Origin of the sequence: Paraburkholderia rhynchosiae, from assembly GCF_002879865.1 — a bacterium.
Taxonomy (GTDB): domain Bacteria; phylum Pseudomonadota; class Gammaproteobacteria; order Burkholderiales; family Burkholderiaceae; genus Paraburkholderia; species Paraburkholderia rhynchosiae.
Genome location: NZ_PNXY01000001.1, coordinates 169,278 through 188,959, shown reverse-complemented (window position 1 = coordinate 188,959; position 19,682 = coordinate 169,278). Strand labels below are relative to the sequence as shown.

The window sequence follows — 19,682 nt, the reverse complement described above, 5'->3', positions numbered from 1 at the left end:
AATATGGATATCTGTGTTTGTTATAAGCAAATGAGAGATAGGTCTAAACCCTGACTCGATCCTGCTGACAAACACGGACGTTCTGAGCGCGGCGGAGCCGGACCGCCGCGGGTCACGCGGTAACGCAAAAAATTGGGGTCCCCGAATGTACCAATACGATCAGTACGACCAGACCATCGTCGATGAACGGGTCGCGCAGTATGCCGATCAGGTTCGCCGCCGCTTGTCGGGCGAATTGAGCGAAGAGGAGTTTCGTCCGCTGCGTCTGCAGAACGGCCTGTACTATCAGCGCCACGCGTACATGCACCGCATCGCGATTCCGTACGGCAATCTGCGCAGCGACCAGCTTCGCATGCTCGCCACGATCGCGCGCGAGCACGACCGCGGCTACGGCCATTTCTCCACGCGCTCGAACATCCAGTACAACTGGATCCAGCTCGAGGAAACGCCGGAGATTCTGCGCAAGCTCGCCTCGGTGCAGATGCACGGCATTCAGACCTCAGGCAATTGCATCCGCAACATTACCGCCGATCAGTTCGCAGGCGTGGCTCCCGACGAATTCGTCGATCCGCGTCCCTGGGCGGAAATTCTGCGTCAATGGTCGACATTTCACCCCGAATTCGCGTGGCTCCCGCGCAAGTTCAAGATCGCCGTGTCAGGTTCGCACGAAGACCGTGCGGCTGTGCAGATTCACGACATGGGCGTGTACGTGAAACGCAATGCTCAGGGCGAACTGGTGGTCGATATTCTGGCCGGTGGCGGTCTGGGCCGCACGCCGATTGTCGGCGCGGTGATCCGCAAAGACCTGCCGTGGCAACACCTGCTGACCTACAGCGAAGCCGTGCTGCGTGTGTACAACCGCTACGGCCGCCGCGACAACATGTACAAGGCGCGCATCAAGATTCTCGTGAAGGCGCTGAGCCCCGAGAAGTTCGCCGCGCAAGTCGAAGAAGAATGGCAGCACCTGAAGGACGGTCCTTCGACGCTCACGCAAGCCGAACTGGATCGCGTGTCGCAATACTTCCAGCCGCCGGTGTACGAGAAGCTGGCCGACACGGACGCATCGTTCGAAAAGCATCTGCTGGAAAACCGCGCATTCGCACGCTGGGTCGAGCGCAATGTGCGTCCGCATAAGGTGTCGGGTTATGCAGCCGTCACGCTGTCGCTGAAGAACGGCATTGTTGCGCCGGGCGATGCAACCGACGCGCAAATGGAAGCGGTCGCCGATTGGGCCGACGAGTATTCGCTGGGCGAGATTCGCGTGTCGCACGAACAGAACCTGATTCTCGCGAACGTCAAGAAGCGCGACCTGTTCGCGCTGTGGGAAAAGGCTAAGACGCAAGGTTTCGCGACGGCGAACATCGGCTTGCTGACTGACATCATCGCGTGCCCGGGCGGTGATTTCTGCTCGCTCGCAAATGCGAAGTCGATTCCGATTGCGCTTGCCATTCAGGAACGTTTCAGCGATCTCGACTACGTGTATGACCTCGGCGACGTGTCGCTGAACATCTCGGGTTGCATCAACGCTTGCGGTCATCACCATGTCGGCAATATCGGCATTCTGGGCGTCGATAAGGACGGCTCGGAGTGGTATCAGGTGACGCTCGGCGGCGAGCAGGGCACGGGCGCGACGGGCGCTCACCTCGGCCGCGTGATCGGCCCTTCGTTCTCGGCGGAAGAAATGCCGGACGTGATCTCGAAGGTGATCGACACGTTCGTTGAAAACCGCGAAGAAGGCGAGCGTTTCATCGATACGTACACCCGTATCGGCATCGCCCCGTTCAAGGAACGCGTGTACGCGTCGCGTCAACCGGCTCATGCGTAACCGCGCAAAGGATACAGAACAGATGGCTTCTATCATCAAGAACCGCGCGATCGTCAACGATGACTGGACGGTGGTGCGCCCGGCGGAAGACGGTTCCCTGCCCGCGGTGAATGAACTGCCGGCCGGCAAAGTGCTTGTGCCGCTCGCATTCTGGCAAGCTGAACGCGATGCGTTGAGCGCGTCGCGAACTGCCGCCGAACTCGGCGTGTGGCTCGCGCCGGACAGCGAACCGGCGGACATTGCCGGCGACTTCGACAAGATTGCGGTGATCGCTGTGGACTTCCCGGTGTTTCGCGACGGCCGCGGCTATAGCATCGGCCGCCTGTTGCGCGAACGCTATGGCTACAAGGGCGAACTGCGCGCCATCGGTGACGTGCTGCGCGATCAGGTGCGTTTGATGTTCCGCTGCGGCTTCGACGCTTTCGCGGTGCGCGCGGACAAGGACATCAGCGACGCACTGAAAGCGTTCGACGACTTTACCGTGCAGTACCAGGGCGCGTTCGACGAACCGGCCCCGCTGTTCCGCCGCCGTGCTGCTTCGGCTTCCGCCTCTGCTTCGCAAAAGGTCCCGGCATGAGCGCCGCCGTCCCGTCGCAATTGCAATCGCTCGCGCCGGAACTCGCCGCGAAAGTCGAGCGCCTTGACGCGCTGCTCGATTCGATCGCCGCACGTCACGCCAACGTGAAACTGGCAAGCAGCCTCGCCGCCGAAGACATGTTGCTCACGCACGCCATTTTGTCGCGCGGCGTGAAGATCGGCATCTTCTCGTTGAATACCGGCCGCTTGCATGCCGAGACGCTCGGCATGATCGATCGTGTGAAAGAGCGCTATGGCTACGACATCGAGCAGTTCCATCCGCAGGCTGCCGCAATCGACGAATACGTCGCATCGCATGGTCTGAACGCGTTTTATGAAAGCGTCGATCTGCGCAAGCGCTGCTGCGAAATCCGCAAGGTCGAGCCGTTGAACCGCGCACTGTCGGACGTGAGCGCATGGATCACGGGCCAGCGCCGCGAGCAGTCGGTGACGCGTGCCGAATTGCACGAGGAAGAGCACGACGCCGCGCGCAACATCGCGAAGTTCAATCCGCTCACGGACTGGACTGAAGCCGACGTATGGGATTACTTGAAAGCGTTCGACGTGCCCGTCAATCCGCTGCATGCGCGCGGTTATCCGAGCATTGGCTGCGAGCCTTGCACGCGTGCCGTGCGCCCCGGCGAAGATAGCCGCGCGGGCCGCTGGTGGTGGGAGTCGCGCGATACGAAGGAATGCGGACTCCATATCACGACCATTACGCCTATTGCAGTCGACCGCAGCGAGAACGCTCCGGCCTGACGTACCGGCTTGATTTTTGTGGCGTCGAGCACTTGGCTTTTCGTCGCGCCGCCGCACATACCGATTTGAATATTTGCGCTTTCACGAGCAGCCGCTCGACAAGCGAATCAACGAAGGACCCAAACATGAGCACCACGCTCGATTCCACTATCAACGCTCCGCTTGCCAACACGGTGAACCGGATGGATCACCTCGATTGGCTCGAAGCCGAGTCGATTCACATCCTGCGCGAACTGGTTGCCGAATGCAGCAAGCCGGCGCTGCTGTTTTCGGGCGGCAAGGATTCGGTCGTCGTGCTCGCGCTTGCGCTGAAGGCCTTCGGCATTGGCGCAAATCGCAAGACCGTGCTGCCGTTTCCGCTCGTGCATATCGACACGGGTCACAACTACGGCGAAGTGATCGACTTCCGCGACCGTCGCGCGAAAGAGATTGGCGCGGAACTGGTGGTCGGTCACGTTGAAGATTCGATCAAGCGCGGCACGGTGCGTCTGCGCCGCGAAACGGATTCGCGCAACGCCGCTCAAGCCGTGACGCTGCTCGAAACCATCGAACAACACGGCTATACGGCGCTGATCGGCGGCGCCCGCCGCGACGAAGAAAAGGCCCGTGCGAAAGAGCGCATCTTCTCGTTCCGCGATGAATTCGGCCAGTGGGATCCGAAAGCGCAACGCCCGGAACTGTGGAGCCTCTACAACGCGCGTCTGCATAACGGTGAGCATCTGCGCGTGTTCCCGATCTCGAACTGGACCGAACTGGACGTGTGGCAATACATCGCTCGCGAAAAGCTCGAACTGCCGTCGATCTATTACGCGCATCAACGCGAGATCGTTCGACGCAATGGCCTGCTCGTGCCGGTCACGCCGCTCACGCCGATGCGCGAAGGTGAAGTCAGCGAAACGGCGCAGGTGCGTTTCCGCACTGTTGGCGACATCAGCTGCACGTGCCCGGTTGAGAGCGACGCGGACGATCTCGAGAAGATCATTGCCGAAACAGCCGTGACCGAAATCACGGAACGCGGTGCGACGCGGATGGACGATCAGGTCTCCGAAGCCGCGATGGAACAGCGTAAGAAGCAGGGTTATTTCTAAGCACACGACGAGGGCAAGACAATCATGAGTGGCATTCATCAACCAGAAGACCTCGGCGTGCTGCGTTTCATTACCGCGGGTAGTGTGGACGACGGCAAAAGCACGTTGATCGGCCGCCTGCTGTACGACAGCAAGGCCGTGTTGAGCGATCAGCTTTCTGCGCTGTCGCGCGCGAAGAACAAGCGTACCGTTGGCGACGAAATCGATCTGTCGCTCTTGACGGACGGCCTCGAAGCCGAACGCGAGCAGGGCATCACAATCGACGTGGCGTACCGTTACTTCGCGACCGCAAAGCGCAAGTTCATCATCGCCGATACGCCTGGCCACGAGCAGTACACGCGCAACATGGTGACGGGCGCGTCGACCGCGCATGCAGCGATTATTCTCGTCGACGCAACGCGCGTGACGTTCATCGACGGCGTCGCGCAACTGCTGCCGCAAACCAAGCGTCATAGCGCCATCGTCAAGCTGCTCGGCTTGCAGCACGTGATCGTCGCCATCAACAAGATGGATCTGGTCGAGTACAGCGAGGCGCGCTTCAACGAGATTCGTGACGCGTATGTCGAACTCGCGCGCCAGCTCGGTTTGAGCGATGTGCGTTTCGTGCCGGTGTCGGCGCTCAAGGGCGACAACATTGTGACCGCCAGCGAGAGCATGCCGTGGTATGCGGGCGAACCGCTGCTCGATCTGCTCGAAGCGTTGCCGGTCGAAGTGGCGACGGGCCAGGCGCTGCGTTTTCCGGTGCAATGGGTGGCGCGCCAGGACGGCAGTCAGGCCGACGATTTCCGCGGCTACATGGGCCGCGTCGAAGCGGGTGAAGTGAAGGTCGGCGACACGGTCGTCGTGCTGCCGGCCAATCGTGAAGCGACGGTTGCCGAGATCATCGCGCCGGTGGTGGGCGGCACGGCTGCCGTGGATCGCGCGTTTGCGGGCCAAACGGTGACGATCCGTCTCGCAGAAGACGTCGACGTGTCGCGCGGCGATACGTTCGTGCTGCGGGAAGCCGCGCCGGAACCGGCGAAGAAACTCGAAGCTGATCTGTGCTGGTTCGACGACACGCCGCTCTCCACGCAGCGCAAGTATCTGTTGAAGCAGACCACCAACACGGTGTTCGCGCGCATCGGTTCGATCAAGGAAGTGCTCGACGTGCATACGCTGTCGCAGTCGACCGATCGCAAGGAATTGGCGATGAACGACATCGGCCGCGTGGCGCTGACGTTGCAAAAGCCGCTGGTGTGCGACGTGTACGACTCGCATCCCGGCACGGGCGCATTCGTGCTGATCGACGAAGCGACGCATCACACCGTCGCCGCCGGGATGATCCGGGCGTTTTCGGCGTAAGCGGTTAGCGCTGCCGCGCACCGCGAGCGCTCTGACGAACAGGCTTAGGCAAATGGGTAAGGTTTATCTGATCGGTGCGGGACCGGGCGCTGCGGACCTGATTACGGTACGCGGCGCGCGGCTTCTCGCCACCGCCGACGTGGTCTTGCACGACGCGCTGGTCGAGCCCGCAATGCTGGACTACGCGCCGTCCCACGCGCGGCGCATTGCCGTGGGCAAGCGTTGCGGACAACTGTCGACGGCGCAGCAGTTCATCAACAAGCAGATCGTGGATGCCGCTTTGGAGCACGAAGTGGTGGTGCGGCTGAAGGGCGGCGATCCGATGCTGTTCGGCCGAGCCGATGAAGAGATGCGCGCTCTCGAGGCGGCCGGCATCGAGTATGAGGTGGTGCCTGGGATTACGGCCGCGTTGGCTAGTGCGGCTTCGCTAAAGCGCTCGTTGACGCTGCGCGGCGTGTCGCGCAGTGTCGCACTGGCGACGTTCAGCCGCGCGCCGGGGTCCGATGAAATTCGCGAGCAGGTGAATGCCGATTCGCTCGTGTTTTACATGGGGCGTGATAGCGGCGTTGAGATTGCGCAGCAGTTGATCGATGCCGGGAAGCCTGTTTCCACGCCTGTCGCGATTGTCGAGGCTTGCAGTACCGAGCGTGAGCGGATGTTGACGCTGACGCTCGAAGAACTCGCTGCTGGCGAAGCGCAAAGATGGGTGGATGCTTCGCAGCCAAGTTTGTTGATGATTGGCGAGGCGTTTGCGGCGCGGCAGATCAGCGTGGTTCGGTCGGCGGGTGGAATGTTGGTGGCGGCTTAGGTCCTTGACGGCGTGGCGGTGCGGCGTTCAGCCTGGTTGAAACGCGTCGCCAATCGACGGTGGAAGCCACCGCATCAAACCTGCCGCAGACAATACATTGCGACAGCATCAAGCACAGCATCATCTTCACCAACGGCCACAGCGCATCTGATTTCAACGGAAGGCTGCGCGTCCCGACAGCGCTGAATCAATTCCGGCAAATCCTTCCTGATATGCCCACCTTGCCCAAAAAACACGGGCACAACGGTGACCACCTCACAGCCGTCCGCAACGAGCTCGCCCACTGCCGAGAGCAAATCCGGCTCCATCAACTCAAGAAAAGCCAACCTGACGAGTCCATCGCCGCCGCCAGAAGCACGCGCCGTGCGCAGCTTCTGCGCAAGCCGCTCAAACGGCTCGCGCCAGCGCACATCCCTCGCGCCATGCCCGAACAACACCAACCCATGCGTAGCCATGACAAAGGCTCCTAATGGCGATCGACCCACTTCAGCCCGACCAGTCCCAAGACCAGATACACCAATCCCGGAGTCGCCGCCGTCAACGGCGCGGGCCACGTGTTCAGCGTGCCGATATGCGAGAACAGTGTGTTGAACAACTGGAAACTCATGCCGAGCATGATCCCGCCGAACACCTTCACGCCGACCACGCCGGCTCGCGTATGCAAATACGCGAAGGGCAGCGACAACACCAGCATCACGAATACCGCAAACGGATACAGCACCTTGCGCCATAGCGCAATCTCGTAGCGCTGCGTGTCCTGATGATTTTCGGTCAAATGCTGGATGTAGCGGAACAGATTGAACATTGACATCCGATCCGGCGACACGAGCAGCACCGACAGAATCTGCGGCGTCAGTTCCGAGCGCAACGAATATTCAGGCAGCGCAACCTGTTTTGCACGATACACCGGGTTCAACGCATCGGCTGGCGTGCCTGGCGGAGGGGGCACGTCGATCAATTGCGTATCGGTCACGCCGGTCAATTGCCAATGACCCGGCGGCTGATAGACGCCGGTCTTCGCAATGCGCACGTTCGAGAGCCGGAACTTTGAATCGAATTCGTAAATCCGCACGTTGCTGATTGTCGCGTCAGGCTTCAGTTCGCCGACGTTGACAAAGCGCGTGACCTGCTCGCCGTCCGCGCGCGCGGTGAGCGTATCTTTCACCCACACGCCGGACTGGAAATTGCTCGATACCGACGACCCCAGAGCCTCGAGCCGCACACGTTCCGACAACTGATCGGTGTACGGACCGACCACTTCGCCAATCAGGTAAGTGAGAAACACGAGCGGAATGCCGATCTTCAGCAGCGAGCGCAGCGCCTGGTTGGTGGCGAGCCCGGATACGCGGAAAATGGTGTACTCGGAATTCGCCGCCATCTGCGCGAACACGTAGATCGCGCTGATCAACGCGGCGACTGGAATGATTTCGTAGAATCGCGAAGGCGTTTGCAGCGCGACGCGCAGCACCGCGTACTGGAATTTGTAGTTGCCGTGGCCGACCGAATTCAGTTCGTTGATCAGGTCGAAGAAAAAGAACAGACCCGAAAACGCGAACAGAATGAAGACGAACGTGAGGTAGACCTGACGCGCGAAGTACCTTTCATAAATGCGCATCGTTCAGGCCCCCTGCGAACGGCTAAACATGGCCCGCGTGAATAGCGGCCGGTTGCGCACGCGCAGCCAGAAGATGAACGCCACAATCGCCGCGACGATCACATGCAGAATCACGAGTCCAACGCCGAACGACATCTTGCCTTGCTCGATCCACGACTGCACCACGTTCAATAGATTCGAATAGGTCAGATAGATGAGCACGGCCATCACGAGATTGATCGTGCGGCTGCGCCGCGGGTTTTGATGCGCGAGCGGAATGGCCAGCAGCATCAGGTTGATCGCAATGAGCGGCAGCCCCGCGCGCCATGCGAATTCCGCGAGATTGTCCCTGGTCGGATTGCGCAGCAGCGTAAGCGTGGGCGTACCGGTTGTGGTCGGCGTATTGACGACCGGCTGGCTCTCGATTCGCACGCCGTAACGCTCGAATTCCATGATGCGGAAATCGGGGTGCCCCGGCTCGCCTTCATAGCGGCGGCCGTTTTCCAGCACGACGAAGCGGTCGCCGTTCTTATGCGTTTCGGTATGGCCGTTCTTCGACACGACCACGTTGACCTTGCCGTTCTCCGTGCTCGTCACGAACACGTTCTCCACGTGGCCCTGATCGGGTGACATCTTCTCGATGAAGAACACGCGGTGACTCGCAGCCGATTCGCGGAACTGGCCCGGCGCGAGCAGCGAAACTTCGTCGCGCTGCTGGAAGCGCGCGCGGATCAGCTTGCTTTGCTGATTCGACCACGGCCAGCCGACGAACACAAAGAACATGATGAGGATGACGATCGGCGTGGCGAACATACCGATAGGCTTGATGAATTGCGTGAGACTGACGCCCGACGACAGCCACACGACCATCTCGGAGTCTTTGTACCAGCGTGTCAGCACGAACAGGATCGACACGAACAGCGTGGCGACCAGCATGATTGCGAGGTAGCCGATCACGGTCAGGCCGATCAGGACCAGCACGTCGCGCGGGTCGATCTCGCCCGAAGCTGCGAAGCCGACGATGCGGATCATCATCGTGGTCAGCACGAGCGTGAGGAGAACCATGAACACGGCACCAGCCGTATACGCGAGTTCGCGCTGGAGGGAGCGTTCGAAGATCATTATTGATGACGAGAGGGGGCGCTCTCAGCGACGCGCGGATTGCTTTCCGTCACGCCTCCGGTGCAGCCGCCGCGGGAAAAATAGCGGATAATTGCGGCTTTCATCCTAAGCCCAGATTTTATCCGAGGACAAGCGCGATGGACTTTAGCATAAAAGCCTGTGATTGGACCAAAGGCTCGTCAAACGGTTTCCTCACGGGGAAATCGGATTGCATCGTAATCGGCGTGTTCGAGTCGCAAACGCTCTCGGGCGCCGCACTTGAGATCGACGCGGCCACCAAGGGCTTGCTGACCCGCATCATCAAGGCCGGCGACATGGACGGCAAAGCCGGCGCCACGCTGTTTCTGCATGAAGTCTCAGGTATCGGCGCGTCGCGCGTGCTGCTCGTCGGCCTCGGCAAACAGGACGCTTTCAGCCAGAAAGCCTATGGCGAAGCGGTACGCGCGGCATGGCGCGCGCTCCTCGCCACCAGGATCGTGCAGGTCACGTTCACGCTGGCCCAGCTACCTATTCTCGAGCGTTCGGCCGACTGGGGCGTGCGCGCCGCAATCCTCGCGCTGCGCGAACTGACCTACAAGTTCGCGCAAATGAAGAGCAAGCCGGATAACTCGGTGCGCGCGTTAAAGCGCATCGTGTTCAGCGTGAATACCGGCGACGAGAAGGCCGCCAAGCTCGCCGCAAAGCAGGGCGCGGCGCTCGCCAACGGCATGGATCTCACGCGCGATCTCGGCAATTTGCCGAGCAACGTCTGCACGCCGACCTATCTTGCGAACAGCGCCAAGAAGCTCGCGAAAGACTGGAAGCTGAAGGTCGAGGTGCTCGGCGAAAAACAGTGCGAAGCGTTGAAGATGGGCTCGTTCCTGTCGGTCACGGCCGGCTCGGTCGAACCCGCGCAATTCATCGTGCTGCAGTACCAGGGCGGCGCCGCGAAGGCCGCGCCCGTTGTGCTGGTCGGCAAGGGCGTGACGTTCGACACGGGCGGCATTTCGCTTAAGCCAGGCGAAGGCATGGACGAAATGAAGTACGACATGTGCGGCGCCGGTTCGGTGCTAGGCACGTTGCGCGCCGTCGCCGAAATGGGCCTGAAGATCAACGTGGTCGGCATCATTCCGGCGGTCGAGAACATGCCGTCGGGCACGGCCACCAAGCCGGGCGATATCGTCACCAGCATGAAGGGTTTGACGATCGAAGTGTTGAACACGGACGCCGAAGGCCGCCTGATTCTGTGCGACGCGCTCACCTATGCGGAGCGCTTCAAGCCGGCTGCGGTGATCGACATTGCCACGCTCACGGGCGCTTGCATCATCGCGCTGGGTCATCACAACAGCGGCCTGTTCTCGAAAGACGACGCGCTGGCGGGTGAGCTGCTCGATGCATCGCGCGAAGCATCGGACCCGGCCTGGCGCCTGCCGCTCGACGACGAGTATCAGGACCAGCTGAAGTCGAATTTTGCAGATGTGGCGAACATCGGCGGCCGACCGGCCGGCAGCGTCACGGCGGCGTGTTTCCTGTCGCGCTTCACGGATTCCTACCCGTGGGCGCACCTGGACATCGCCGGCACGGCATGGAAGAGCGGTGCGGCGAAGGGCGCGACGGGCCGTCCCGTGCCGCTGCTCGCGCAGTTCCTGATCGACCGGGCCGCGGACGGTCGCGCCGCGCAATGACGCATCGCAGTAACGTTGCACGCGTGCGAGCGGTCTCACTCGACGCAAAGCGGAGCCGCCGATGACGCGAATCGACTTTCACTCGAACGTCGGCGACTCGCTGCTGTACGCGTGCCGCCTGGTGCGCAAGGCGTACCAGGCGGGGCAGCCGACCATCGTGGTCGCCGAGCCCGAGCGCCTGCGCGCTTTCGACGAACAGCTGTGGACTTTCTCGCCGCTCGACTTCGTACCGCACTGCATGGCGGGCACGCCGCTCGCCGCGCAAACGCCGATCGTGCTGGCCGAGAATCTCGACGACGTCCCGCATCATCAGGTGCTGCTCAATCTGGGTGCGAGCGTGCCCGCGCAATTCGCGCGCTTCGAAAGATTGCTGGAAGTGGTCGGTAACGCACCCGACGAGCTCATTGCGGGCCGCGAACGCTATCGCTTCTATCGCGATCGCGGCTATGCTTTGAACAACTACAAGCAGGGCGGCTAGGTCTTCCGCTTGCGTCGCGTTGTGTCTGGTCTAAGGGATTCGGCGCACACGCGGCCTGCTTCCGCTACGACTCAAACACGGAGAGCGCACGTGTCCGATCCCAACGACAACTCGATTCCGATTCTGCACGAGGTCCTCGTGCCGGGCCAGGCGGCCCAACGGCGCGAGCCGGAGAGCGGCGCAGCCGCACCTACTGCGCCGGCTGCGCCGGCCGCACCAACGTCACGTGAAGCGGAGGAGCTTCGCGAGCCAGGCTTGGCCGCGGCTCCGGAGCCGGAGCCGGAGCCGGAGCCCGAACTCGCGCCGCAGCCCGTCCTCACGCCGGAGGAAACGCGTGCGCCCGAGCCGGTGCTTGCACCGGAGCCGGCTGTGGCTACCGCTGCGAGCTCGGCAGCAGCGGCGCATCCCGCCGCTCGCGCACATCCGGCTCATCATGCGCGTCCGGCCCACCATGCTCACGGGAAAAAGCATTCGCGGTCGCATCATGCTGCTGAAGCGGAACATGCGCGAGACGCAGCGCTCGCGGCATCGGCGGGCGTGTTCGATCGGGCGGAGCCGCCGACGCCGCTCGAGGCGGGCGCAACAGTGCCGCCGGACTTTTCTCACGAAGCGGGCGGGCAGGGGCCATCCGGCGTCGATGCCGAGCTGATCGCCGAGCGTTTGCGTGAACGGTTTGCCGGATTGTTTGCGGGCGATGGACGCGGCATCATCGAAGCGCGCTGCCGCAGCGCCGTGCAGGAACATACGACGCGGCTCGTCGATCAGATCACCCGCGAAGTGGTGCTAGCACTCGAAAGCGAAATGACTGGCTGGGTGCGCGAAGCGGTGGAAGCGGAGATCGCGCGACGCACGGGCGGTACGCATTAGTCGAGATATCGGCGCTTAAGCGGGACGCGCCCTTGCCGCGCGCCGTCAGCCGAAGCGTGCGGTTTAAATCAAGCCGCGTTACTTCAGCGTCAAGACCCAGCCCGCCAGCGTGGCCGCCTGCTCCGGCGTGAGCTGCGTATTCGCGGGCATCGGCACCTGGCCCCACACGCCCGTGCTGCCGTCCAGAATCTTGTGTTGCAGATAGGTGGCGGCGTCCTGGCGGCCCACATATTTCGCGGCGACATCGTGCAGCGCCGGTCCCATGAACGGACGGGCAACCGAGTGACAGCTCATGCAGTTCTGCTGCTGGGCAAGCGCGAGTCCGGTCGCGGCCTCGGCATGCGCGGCCGGACTGACGCCGATCGACATGACGCCTAGCGCAGCAGCCGCTGCAAGCATCGCATACGACATTGATTTCATTCTGGTCTCCGCCGGTGCAGTTGCCCGACTTGTGGTGCGAGCATTATAAAAGGAAAGGGGCGCACGGTTTTTCGTGCGCCCCTCTCGCTTTTACGTAGGGCTGTGGCTCGTGCGTGCAGCCCGCCCGCCGTTCAGAGACCGTTCGGCCTCAGCCCGTTACCGCGCCCTTGTTGGCCGGCAAAGCGAGAGCGGAGTACTTGGCCAGCACGCCACGCGTGTAACGCGGCTTCGGCTGCTGCCATGCGGCGCGGCGGCGCTGCAGTTCCGCGTCGTCGACGTTCAGTTGCAGCAGAAGCTTGTGCGCGTCGATGGTGATCGAGTCGCCTTCCTGCACGAGGCCGATCGTGCCGCCCACGAACGCTTCCGGCGCGACGTGACCGACCACCATGCCCCACGTGCCGCCCGAAAAACGGCCGTCGGTGATCAGGCCGACGCTTTCGCCGAGACCCTTGCCGATGATCGCCGAAGTCGGGGCCAGCATTTCCGGCATACCCGGACCGCCCTTCGGGCCGAGATAGCGCAATACGACGACATCGCCGGCCACGATCCTGTCGGCGAGAATCGCTTCGAGCGCGCTTTGCTCGTCGTCGAACACGCGAGCCGGACCGGTGATGACCGGGTTCTTCAGGCCGGTGATCTTCGCGACCGCACCGTCTTCCGCGAGGTTGCCCTTCAGGATCGCGAGGTGGCCTTCCTTGTACAGCGCCTGCTCGATCGGGAAAATCACCTGCTGATCGGCGCGCGGCTTGCTCGGCACGTCCTTCAGTTCTTCAGCGAGCGTCTTGCCGGTGATGGTGATGCAGTCGCCATGCAGCAGACCCGCGTCGAGCAGAATCTTCATGACTTGCGGAATGCCGCCGGCCTTGTGCAGATCCGTCGCGACGAACTGGCCCGACGGCTTCAGGTTGCAGATCACCGGCACTTTCTTGCGCATGCGCTCGAAGTCCTCGATGGTCCACTCCACTTCGGCGGCGTGCGCGATTGCCAGAAAGTGCAGCACGGCATTAGTCGAGCCGCCGGTCGCCATGATGACCGACACGGCGTTTTCGATCGACTTCTTCGTGATGATGTCGCGCGGCTTCAGATCCCTTTTCACCGCTTCGACGAGCACGCGTGCCGATTCGGCTGCCGAGTCGACCTTTTCCTGGTCCGGGTTGGCCATCGTCGACGAATACAGCAGCGACATACCGAGCGCCTCGAACGACGAGCTCATCGTGTTGGCGGTGTACATGCCGCCGCACGAACCCGTGGACGGGCACGAGTTCTTTTCGATCCCTTCGAAATCTTCCTGCGACATCCGGCCCGCTGTGAATTCGCCCACCGCTTCGAACGACGACACGATGGTCAGGTCAGTGCCCTTCCAGTTGCCCGGACGGATCGTGCCGCCATACACGTAGATGCCCGGCACATTCATGCGCGCGAGGCCGATCATGCCGCCCGGCATGTTCTTGTCGCAGCCGCCGATCACGACCACGCCGTCCATCCACTGGCCCTGCACGCACGTCTCGATACAGTCCGCGATCACTTCGCGCGACACCAGCGAGTACTTCATGCCTTCGGTGCCCATCGACATGCCGTCCGAAATGGTCGGCGTGCCGAAGATCTGCGGATTCGCGTCCGCGCCCTTGACGGCGGCCACGGCCGCGTCGGCGAGACGCTGCAGGCCGGCGTTGCACGGCGTGATGGTCGAATGGCCGTTCGCGATGCCGATCATCGGCTTGTCGAAATCTTCTTTCTGATAGCCGAGCGCGTAGTACATCGAGCGGTTCGGCGAACGCGCCACGCCTTGCGTGATGTTCTTCGAACGACGGTTGTATGCCATGGGAACTCCAGTCTGTTTTGTTTTGCTCGTCGGTCCAGTGTAGTTCCGACGCGTCGCGCAAGGATGCAGTTTTGCGAAGCGCGTGTCCAATATATTATTGAGGGCCGATTAGGTCGTAAAATGTATTAATCATGCTGCCTGCCATTCCCGACCTGCGCCAGTTGCGCTATTTCGTGACCGTCGCCGAAGAAAAGCACTTCGGCCGCGCCGCCGCGCGCCTGTCGATGACGCAGCCGCCGCTCTCGCAGGCCATTCGTTCGCTCGAGGAGACGCTCGGCGTCGAACTGTTCGCGCGTACCAAGCGTTCGGTCGAACTGACGCCGGTGGGCGCCGATCTGCTGCCGGAAGTCCAGCGTCTGCTGGCGGGCGCGGAGGGCTTGCGGCCGCTCGCGCAGAGCCTTGCGCGCGGCGAGGCGGGGGTGCTGTCGCTGGCTTTCGTGTCGACGGCGGACTACGGCTTGTTGCCGCTCCTGCTGCGCGACTTCGGCGCGCGTCATCCGCGCGTGCGGCTCGAACTGACCGAGGCGACCAGCGACGTGCAGGTGGACGAACTCGTGGCCGGGCGCATCGACGCCGGTCTTGTGATCGCGCCGCTGCCGTCGCGCCACGCCACGCAGCTCTCCTGGCTGCCGATTGCACGCGAGCCGCTGGTGATCGCGATGTCGACGGAAACGGCGGCGGGTTTGGGTCGCAATGGTGGCAGTGGCGGCAGCGTCGAAGACCCGCGCGCCGAGTGGCTCGACACGCCGATCAGCCTGCGCGACGTCGCCGATGCGCCGCTCGTGATCTTCCCAAGACGTTTGGCCCCAGGCTTTTATGACATCATTATGGATTGCTACGGCGTGGCGGGGCTCGCGCCTCGCGTCGGGCAGGAGGCGATCCAGATGCAGACCATCGTGAGCCTGGTGTCGGCCGGCATGGGTGTCGCACTGGTGCCGCAATCGTTGCGTAACCTGCGCCGAACCGGCGTCGTTTATCGGCCGTTGTCCGAGTCGGTGCCCGCTATCGAGACCGGTCTTGTGTGGCGCACCGCGGAGGTCAGTCCGGTGCTCGCGGGCTTCATCGAAATCGTGCGGGCGCATGCGGCCACCGTCGAGGCGCAACCGGCCGCGTCCCGTAATTAGCGTAACGGCGGCGAACGCATTGCACGCCGAGCCGTCCAACGCATACTGCGCAAGCCGCTCGTCTTCAATACAAAATTTTCTGAACCCGAACTGCCCATAACAACACGATGCTCATTCACCCGAATTTCGACCCCATTGCCATTCATCTGGGGCCGCTCGCCGTGCGCTGGTATGGACTGATGTACCTCGTCGCGTTCATCGCGGCGATCGTCGTCGGCCGGCTGCGGCTGCGTTTGCCGTTCGTCGCGGCGCAAGGCTGGACGCCGAAAGACATCGACGACATGCTGTTTTACGGCGTGCTCGGCACGATCCTCGGCGGCCGGCTCGGCTACGTGCTGTTCTATAAGGCGAGCTTTTATTTCGCGCATCCGCTCGACATCTTCAAGGTGTGGGAAGGCGGCATGTCGTTTCACGGCGGATTTCTCGGCGTGACGCTCGCGATGGTGCTGTTCGCGTACCAACGCAAACGCTCGTGGCTGCAAGTCACCGACTTCGTCGCGCCGATGGTGCCGACCGGACTCGCGGCGGGGCGCCTCGGCAACTTCATCAACGGTGAGCTGTGGGGCCGCGTGACCGATCCTTCCGCGCCGTGGGCGATGCTCTTTCCAGGCGCAGCGCCGGACGACGCCGCGTGGCTCGCCGCGCATCCGCAACTCGCCGCGCAATGGCACTTGAACGAAGTGTTCGCGCAATATCACATGCTGCCGCGTCATCCGTCGGAGTTGTACGAGATCGCGCTGGAAGGCGTCGCGCTGTTCTTCGTGCTGTTCTTCTTCTCGCGCAAACCGAAGCCGCTCGGCGCGATTTCCGCGGTGTTTTTGATCGGCTATGGCCTCGCGCGCTTCATCGTCGAATTCGCACGTGAACCGGACGATTTCCTCGGATTGCTGGCAATGGGCCTGTCGATGGGCCAGTGGCTTTCGCTGCCGATGATCCTCGTGGGCATTGCCATGCTAGTGTGGTCGTATCGCCGTGGCCGCAGCGAACCGGCGCACGCTCTGTCGTAACGCATAGCACGCTGCGCCCGATCGATAAAAAAACGCCACGGCATGCCGTGGCGTTTGCTCTCGTGCCGAACGAACAGCGTCTTACACGGCGTGCTATTTCATCTGCACCGAGCCCGATACGTTGACCGTCACCGTCGACGTGCCGCCTTCGATCGGCACTGGCGCCGACATCTTGGCGTCGGCGCTCATGGCGCGCGCGCTCATCATCATGACGGGGCGCGGCATCGCGCCGTTGTGCCCGACGTTGACCTCGCGAATCGAATAGCCGTTGTAGCCGAACGCCTGTGCGGATGAAGCCGCCTGCTCGCGAAACGACTTGATCGCCTCGCCGGTGAGCTTCTGTTCGGCGGCGCGCTGCGCGGCGGGCGACAACGAGAACTGCACGTTGCCGACCTGCATGATGGATGCCATCTGCCCCGCGAGCTTCGATGCCGCGGCGAAGTCGTGCGACTCGAGCACGACCTCCGTGCGGCCGCGCCATGCGGAGATACGCCCGTCACGATCGGTGGACGGATAAATCGAGAACGAACCGGTGCGTGCCGTCACGCCGCTCACACCCTTGGCTTTTTGCAGCGCCGAATCGGCGCGCTGATTCAGCGTTGACGTGAGCGCCGACGGATCGCTCGCTTCCTGCTCATAAAAGAGCGTGATGTCGACGACGTCTTGCGGCACATTCGCGCTGGCCTGCGCGTTCAGCGACAGCACGCCGGCCGGTTGATAGGGCACGACATTCTGCGCGCGCGCCATGGCGGGCGTCAGCGCGAGCGCGGCAGGCGCCGCGCAGACAACCGCGAAAGCGAGCATACGTGCGGTGTTTTTCTTCATTGTTGGACTCCTTGCTTGAACAGGGTTGCGCACGATGGGAGCGAGCGTCATGCAATGGCACGGTGCTTGCCCGTCCCGTTCGCGACTCCGTTAGGCGCTTGTAACCTGAGCTTGGTTCCCCGATTTAACCTTGCTGTAACGTTCGGTTTGCAGCGTCGCATGCGGTGCCTGTCAACGGCACGAAGTGGATCAAACGAGCCGCGTTGTGATGAAGCGCCACTCGGCTTCGGTCACGGGCGTGATCGACAGACGGTTGCCTCTGGCGAGCACGCGCATGTCTTTCAGCTCTTCGTGCTCGCGCAACGCGGCAAGCGGAATCAATGGAATCTTCTTCTTGAACACGACGTCGACGAGCAGCCAGCGCGGTGTTTCCTGTGACGACTTGGGGTCGTAATAGGGACTCTTCTTGTCGAACTGAGTCGGGTCCGGATAAGCGGTGGAGGAAACCTCCGCGAGTCCTGCGATGCCAGGTTCCGGACAACTCGAGTGATAGAACAGCACACCGTCGCCCACCTGCATCACGTCGCGCATGAAATTGCGCGCCTGATAGTTGCGCACACCCGTCCACGGCAGCGTGCGATGCGGTGCGTTAGCGAGATGGTCGATGCTTGCTTCGTCCGGTTCGGACTTCATTAGCCAGTAGCGCATGAATCGAACTCAACGTTAAGGGTTTGAAGAAGCGGGAAAAGAAGCGGGAAAATTCAGACGCAAACAAGGCCCAAGCAAGGCCCAAGCAAGGCCCAAGCAAGGCCCAAGCAAGGCCCAAGCAAGGCCCAAGCAAGGCACAGACAAGTAAGGCCCAAACAAAAACGGCACCGAACCGAAGTCCGATGCCGTTCTAAATAAGGTCCCCGCCTTAGCCGCTAGGCCGGCATCCTGAACCGGGGGTTCAGAATTGGTCGCAGTTAGCAGCACTTCGGGTACATCAGACAGAGTGACGCGCACGCCCGTGCTACAAATTTCCGCAACCGTGCACATGGCATTGGTTCAAGGAATATATGACCTTGGCGAACCAGGCAGGGAAGCTAAACCGATGAAGCTGAAACGATTCAATTCAAACGTTTGCCGAGTATTGCTCGTGCATGCCCGCACGCTTTGCTCAGTTACTTCGGGACCTACTCCGCTTGAATCCGCAGCCGACCCAAAGACCGGCTACATGCTGCTTACTGCATGCTGTACTGCTCGATCACAGTACCTAGTTGTTCGTTCATTTGATGCATTGTACGCCGGATTTCTTCAGCGGGAAATGCTTCTCCGTGACGCACGCTCGTTTGCAGCCTAAGCAGTTCCGATGCCAGGGACAGCGCAGCCATAACGGCAATACGATCCGTGCCGCGTACGTTGCTGTTATTGCGGATCTTCGACATTTCGGCGTCGACTCGCGCGACTGCCTCGAGCAACGCGGCTTCCGTTTCCGGCGAGCAGGCGAGGCGATAGGGCACGCCGAGAATCGATACTTCGATCTGCTTCGTGGTCATGCATTTTCTCCGTGGCGAGTGGCGTCGCTCTCCGTTTCGACCTGGTGCGGAGCGGTCTCGAGAAGATCGAGCTGGTTGTCCGGCTCGTTGTGACCGCGCGCTCGCGGCAATTTCTCGAGGATCGCGTTCAGACGCACCTGAGCGTCGTCGATCTTGGCGGAGAGCGCATCGCGTTCCGCTTGCAGTGCATCGCGTTCCTCGCGCAGCAGCGCAAGTTCCGTGCGCGTGGCTTTAGCTTCGGCGCGGGACTGGGCGAGTTGCTCTTCGAGCGCGATGCGCGCTTCATTGTGGCGCTGGCTGATCGCGATCAGCTTGCCGATATTCTGTGAGAGTGTTTCGAGTTCGGTGAGCATGTGCTGCGTCCTCTAAAGACATCGCATTTTAGCGCGGAATGTCGCACGTTCCGACAATTGTCTCGTTTCGAGACGTAACAACACCGCTTTATGCAGGCTTTTTTCAACTGAAGATGAAAAAGTACTCGTGTGCCGGAGATCGCGTCGGACAATACTTCGCACCTGTCCGGATGAATCGCGTTCGTGGCTCGCATTCTTGACGGACCCCGAGGGCGCTCATAAACTGGCCGCACTCTGGTGCCCGCGTGCATTTCCATTTTGCGCGCAGTTAAACGGGAAGCAGGGCGCGCCGTTCACAAGAACGCGCGAACCTGCGCTGCCCCCGCAACGGTAAGCGACCGCATTCGTCATTGCAGTTCACGTTTGCAGTTCGATTCCCATCGCGTGTTCCGGTTCAACACGCGAGTGTGCCACTGCGCGTCACGCGTGGGAAGGCGGGATCGACACGTCGTCAGCCCGGATACCGGCCAGAGGGAGAGGCGCATGCGCGTGAATTGTCAAACGCGGGCGTGCCTCGTTACGCGACGGCCT

The 19,682-nt window shown here is 61.9% G+C and carries 20 protein-coding genes, 1 other RNA gene and 1 riboswitch; of the genes, 11 read left to right on the top strand and 10 right to left on the bottom strand.

Features of this window, described 5'->3' with window-relative positions; genetic code table 11:
• The first annotated feature begins 145 nt into the window (after positions 1 to 145).
• From C0Z16_RS00870 to cobA, 6 genes are all read left to right on the top strand, one after another.
• Positions 146 to 1,825, top strand: a complete 1,680-nt coding sequence (locus C0Z16_RS00870; protein ID WP_102630351.1) for a nitrite/sulfite reductase — start codon at positions 146 to 148, stop codon at positions 1,823 to 1,825.
• Positions 1,826 to 1,847: 22 nt separating this feature from the next.
• Entirely contained in the window at positions 1,848 to 2,402 is a 555-nt protein-coding gene (locus tag C0Z16_RS00865; RefSeq protein WP_102630619.1) for a DUF934 domain-containing protein, read from the top strand.
• Positions 2,399 to 3,160 (top strand): phosphoadenylyl-sulfate reductase, encoded by a 762-nt coding sequence (locus C0Z16_RS00860; protein ID WP_102630350.1) that lies wholly within the window; start codon positions 2,399 to 2,401, stop codon positions 3,158 to 3,160. The genes C0Z16_RS00865 and C0Z16_RS00860 overlap by 4 nt, the downstream gene beginning before the upstream one ends.
• Before the next feature lie 125 nt (positions 3,161 to 3,285).
• Positions 3,286 to 4,248, top strand: coding sequence for a sulfate adenylyltransferase subunit CysD (cysD, locus tag C0Z16_RS00855; RefSeq protein WP_102630349.1), 963 nt, complete (start codon positions 3,286 to 3,288; stop codon positions 4,246 to 4,248).
• A 24-nt stretch (positions 4,249 to 4,272) separates the two neighbouring features.
• Complete coding sequence (locus C0Z16_RS00850) at positions 4,273 to 5,589, top strand: sulfate adenylyltransferase subunit 1 (protein ID WP_102630348.1); 1,317 nt, start codon at positions 4,273 to 4,275, stop codon at positions 5,587 to 5,589.
• Between the two features lie 52 nt (positions 5,590 to 5,641).
• Positions 5,642 to 6,397 carry a uroporphyrinogen-III C-methyltransferase gene (gene cobA / locus C0Z16_RS00845; RefSeq protein ID WP_102630347.1) on the top strand — a complete coding sequence of 252 codons (756 nt, stop codon included), beginning with the start codon at positions 5,642 to 5,644 and terminating at the stop codon, positions 6,395 to 6,397.
• Positions 6,398 to 6,471: 74 nt separating this feature from the next.
• Here the strand turns inward: cobA and C0Z16_RS00840 are convergent, their stop codons facing one another.
• The 3 genes from C0Z16_RS00840 to lptF are packed head-to-tail and all read right to left on the bottom strand — an operon-like array spanning position 6,472 to position 9,113.
• On the bottom strand, positions 6,472 to 6,852 hold the full coding sequence (locus tag C0Z16_RS00840; RefSeq protein ID WP_102630346.1) for a sirohydrochlorin chelatase: 381 nt from the start codon (positions 6,850 to 6,852) through the stop codon (positions 6,472 to 6,474).
• An 11-nt stretch (positions 6,853 to 6,863) separates the two neighbouring features.
• Entirely contained in the window at positions 6,864 to 8,012 is a 1,149-nt protein-coding gene (gene lptG, locus C0Z16_RS00835; protein WP_102630345.1) for an LPS export ABC transporter permease LptG, read from the bottom strand.
• Positions 8,013 to 8,015: 3 nt separating this feature from the next.
• Positions 8,016 to 9,113, bottom strand: a complete 1,098-nt coding sequence (lptF, locus tag C0Z16_RS00830; RefSeq protein ID WP_102630344.1) for an LPS export ABC transporter permease LptF — start codon at positions 9,111 to 9,113, stop codon at positions 8,016 to 8,018.
• A gap of 137 nt (positions 9,114 to 9,250) precedes the next feature.
• Between lptF and C0Z16_RS00825 the strand changes: the two genes are divergently transcribed.
• The 3 genes from C0Z16_RS00825 to C0Z16_RS00815 all read left to right on the top strand — a co-directional run bounded on the left by C0Z16_RS00825 (position 9,251) and on the right by C0Z16_RS00815 (position 12,122).
• A complete protein-coding gene (locus C0Z16_RS00825; RefSeq protein ID WP_102630343.1) occupies positions 9,251 to 10,777 on the top strand; it encodes a leucyl aminopeptidase in 1,527 nt (508 codons plus the stop codon).
• Positions 10,778 to 10,838: 61 nt separating this feature from the next.
• Positions 10,839 to 11,255, top strand: a complete 417-nt coding sequence (locus C0Z16_RS00820; protein WP_102630342.1) for a DNA polymerase III subunit chi — start codon at positions 10,839 to 10,841, stop codon at positions 11,253 to 11,255.
• Positions 11,256 to 11,345: 90 nt separating this feature from the next.
• Entirely contained in the window at positions 11,346 to 12,122 is a 777-nt protein-coding gene (locus C0Z16_RS00815) for a DUF2486 family protein (protein WP_102630341.1), read from the top strand.
• Positions 12,123 to 12,200: 78 nt separating this feature from the next.
• Here C0Z16_RS00815 and C0Z16_RS00810 read toward each other — a convergent pair whose 3' ends face one another.
• Together C0Z16_RS00810 and ilvD are read right to left on the bottom strand one after the other, a co-directional pair.
• Positions 12,201 to 12,542, bottom strand: a complete 342-nt coding sequence (locus tag C0Z16_RS00810; protein WP_102630340.1) for a c-type cytochrome — start codon at positions 12,540 to 12,542, stop codon at positions 12,201 to 12,203.
• Between the two features lie 148 nt (positions 12,543 to 12,690).
• On the bottom strand, positions 12,691 to 14,364 hold the full coding sequence (gene ilvD, locus C0Z16_RS00805; protein WP_102630339.1) for a dihydroxy-acid dehydratase: 1,674 nt from the start codon (positions 14,362 to 14,364) through the stop codon (positions 12,691 to 12,693).
• Between the two features lie 131 nt (positions 14,365 to 14,495).
• Between ilvD and C0Z16_RS00800 the strand changes: the two genes are divergently transcribed.
• Positions 14,496 to 15,488, top strand: coding sequence for a LysR family transcriptional regulator (locus tag C0Z16_RS00800; protein WP_102630338.1), 993 nt, complete (start codon positions 14,496 to 14,498; stop codon positions 15,486 to 15,488).
• Between the two features lie 107 nt (positions 15,489 to 15,595).
• Positions 15,596 to 16,495 carry a prolipoprotein diacylglyceryl transferase gene (gene lgt / locus C0Z16_RS00795; protein WP_102630337.1) on the top strand — a complete coding sequence of 300 codons (900 nt, stop codon included), beginning with the start codon at positions 15,596 to 15,598 and terminating at the stop codon, positions 16,493 to 16,495.
• A 93-nt stretch (positions 16,496 to 16,588) separates the two neighbouring features.
• Here the strand turns inward: lgt and C0Z16_RS00790 are convergent, their stop codons facing one another.
• From C0Z16_RS00790 to C0Z16_RS00770, 5 genes are all read right to left on the bottom strand, one after another.
• A complete protein-coding gene (locus C0Z16_RS00790; RefSeq protein ID WP_102630336.1) occupies positions 16,589 to 17,320 on the bottom strand; it encodes an SIMPL domain-containing protein in 732 nt (243 codons plus the stop codon).
• Positions 17,321 to 17,509: 189 nt separating this feature from the next.
• The gene (locus C0Z16_RS00785) at positions 17,510 to 17,968 is read right to left on the bottom strand and encodes an EVE domain-containing protein (protein WP_102630335.1); all 459 of its coding nucleotides are present in this window, start codon (positions 17,966 to 17,968) and stop codon (positions 17,510 to 17,512) included.
• Between the two features lie 196 nt (positions 17,969 to 18,164).
• Positions 18,165 to 18,346, bottom strand: a non-coding RNA gene (ssrS, locus tag C0Z16_RS00780) — 6S RNA.
• Between the two features lie 137 nt (positions 18,347 to 18,483).
• The gene (locus C0Z16_RS00775) at positions 18,484 to 18,798 is read right to left on the bottom strand and encodes a cell division protein ZapA (protein WP_102630334.1); all 315 of its coding nucleotides are present in this window, start codon (positions 18,796 to 18,798) and stop codon (positions 18,484 to 18,486) included.
• On the bottom strand, positions 18,795 to 19,151 hold the full coding sequence (locus C0Z16_RS00770; RefSeq protein ID WP_102630333.1) for an ATPase: 357 nt from the start codon (positions 19,149 to 19,151) through the stop codon (positions 18,795 to 18,797). Before C0Z16_RS00770 ends, C0Z16_RS00775 begins: the two co-directional genes overlap by 4 nt.
• 218 nt (positions 19,152 to 19,369) lie before the next feature.
• A riboswitch (cobalamin riboswitch) is annotated at positions 19,370 to 19,637 on the top strand.
• Positions 19,638 to 19,682 lie beyond the last annotated feature (45 nt).

What these genes read in the sequence shown, in the direction of transcription:
- cobA (WP_102630347.1), top strand. Translation starts at nt 5,642, where the DNA reads ATGGGTAAGGTTTATCTGATCGGTGCGGGACCGGGCGCTGCGGACCTG.
- ilvD (WP_102630339.1), bottom strand. Translation starts at nt 14,364, where the DNA reads ATGGCATACAACCGTCGTTCGAAGAACATCACGCAAGGCGTGGCGCGT.
- C0Z16_RS00775 (WP_102630334.1), bottom strand. Translation starts at nt 18,798, where the DNA reads ATGACCACGAAGCAGATCGAAGTATCGATTCTCGGCGTGCCCTATCGC.
- C0Z16_RS00790 (WP_102630336.1), bottom strand. Translation starts at nt 17,320, where the DNA reads ATGAAGAAAAACACCGCACGTATGCTCGCTTTCGCGGTTGTCTGCGCG.
- C0Z16_RS00865 (WP_102630619.1), top strand. Translation starts at nt 1,848, where the DNA reads ATGGCTTCTATCATCAAGAACCGCGCGATCGTCAACGATGACTGGACG.
- C0Z16_RS00770 (WP_102630333.1), bottom strand. Translation starts at nt 19,151, where the DNA reads ATGCTCACCGAACTCGAAACACTCTCACAGAATATCGGCAAGCTGATC.
- C0Z16_RS00850 (WP_102630348.1), top strand. Translation starts at nt 4,273, where the DNA reads ATGAGTGGCATTCATCAACCAGAAGACCTCGGCGTGCTGCGTTTCATT.
- lptG (WP_102630345.1), bottom strand. Translation starts at nt 8,012, where the DNA reads ATGCGCATTTATGAAAGGTACTTCGCGCGTCAGGTCTACCTCACGTTC.
- C0Z16_RS00870 (WP_102630351.1), top strand. Translation starts at nt 146, where the DNA reads ATGTACCAATACGATCAGTACGACCAGACCATCGTCGATGAACGGGTC.
- C0Z16_RS00820 (WP_102630342.1), top strand. Translation starts at nt 10,839, where the DNA reads ATGACGCGAATCGACTTTCACTCGAACGTCGGCGACTCGCTGCTGTAC.
- lgt (WP_102630337.1), top strand. Translation starts at nt 15,596, where the DNA reads ATGCTCATTCACCCGAATTTCGACCCCATTGCCATTCATCTGGGGCCG.
- C0Z16_RS00800 (WP_102630338.1), top strand. Translation starts at nt 14,496, where the DNA reads ATGCTGCCTGCCATTCCCGACCTGCGCCAGTTGCGCTATTTCGTGACC.
- C0Z16_RS00840 (WP_102630346.1), bottom strand. Translation starts at nt 6,852, where the DNA reads ATGGCTACGCATGGGTTGGTGTTGTTCGGGCATGGCGCGAGGGATGTG.
- C0Z16_RS00785 (WP_102630335.1), bottom strand. Translation starts at nt 17,968, where the DNA reads ATGCGCTACTGGCTAATGAAGTCCGAACCGGACGAAGCAAGCATCGAC.
- C0Z16_RS00825 (WP_102630343.1), top strand. Translation starts at nt 9,251, where the DNA reads ATGGACTTTAGCATAAAAGCCTGTGATTGGACCAAAGGCTCGTCAAAC.
- cysD (WP_102630349.1), top strand. Translation starts at nt 3,286, where the DNA reads ATGAGCACCACGCTCGATTCCACTATCAACGCTCCGCTTGCCAACACG.
- C0Z16_RS00860 (WP_102630350.1), top strand. Translation starts at nt 2,399, where the DNA reads ATGAGCGCCGCCGTCCCGTCGCAATTGCAATCGCTCGCGCCGGAACTC.
- C0Z16_RS00810 (WP_102630340.1), bottom strand. Translation starts at nt 12,542, where the DNA reads ATGAAATCAATGTCGTATGCGATGCTTGCAGCGGCTGCTGCGCTAGGC.
- lptF (WP_102630344.1), bottom strand. Translation starts at nt 9,113, where the DNA reads ATGATCTTCGAACGCTCCCTCCAGCGCGAACTCGCGTATACGGCTGGT.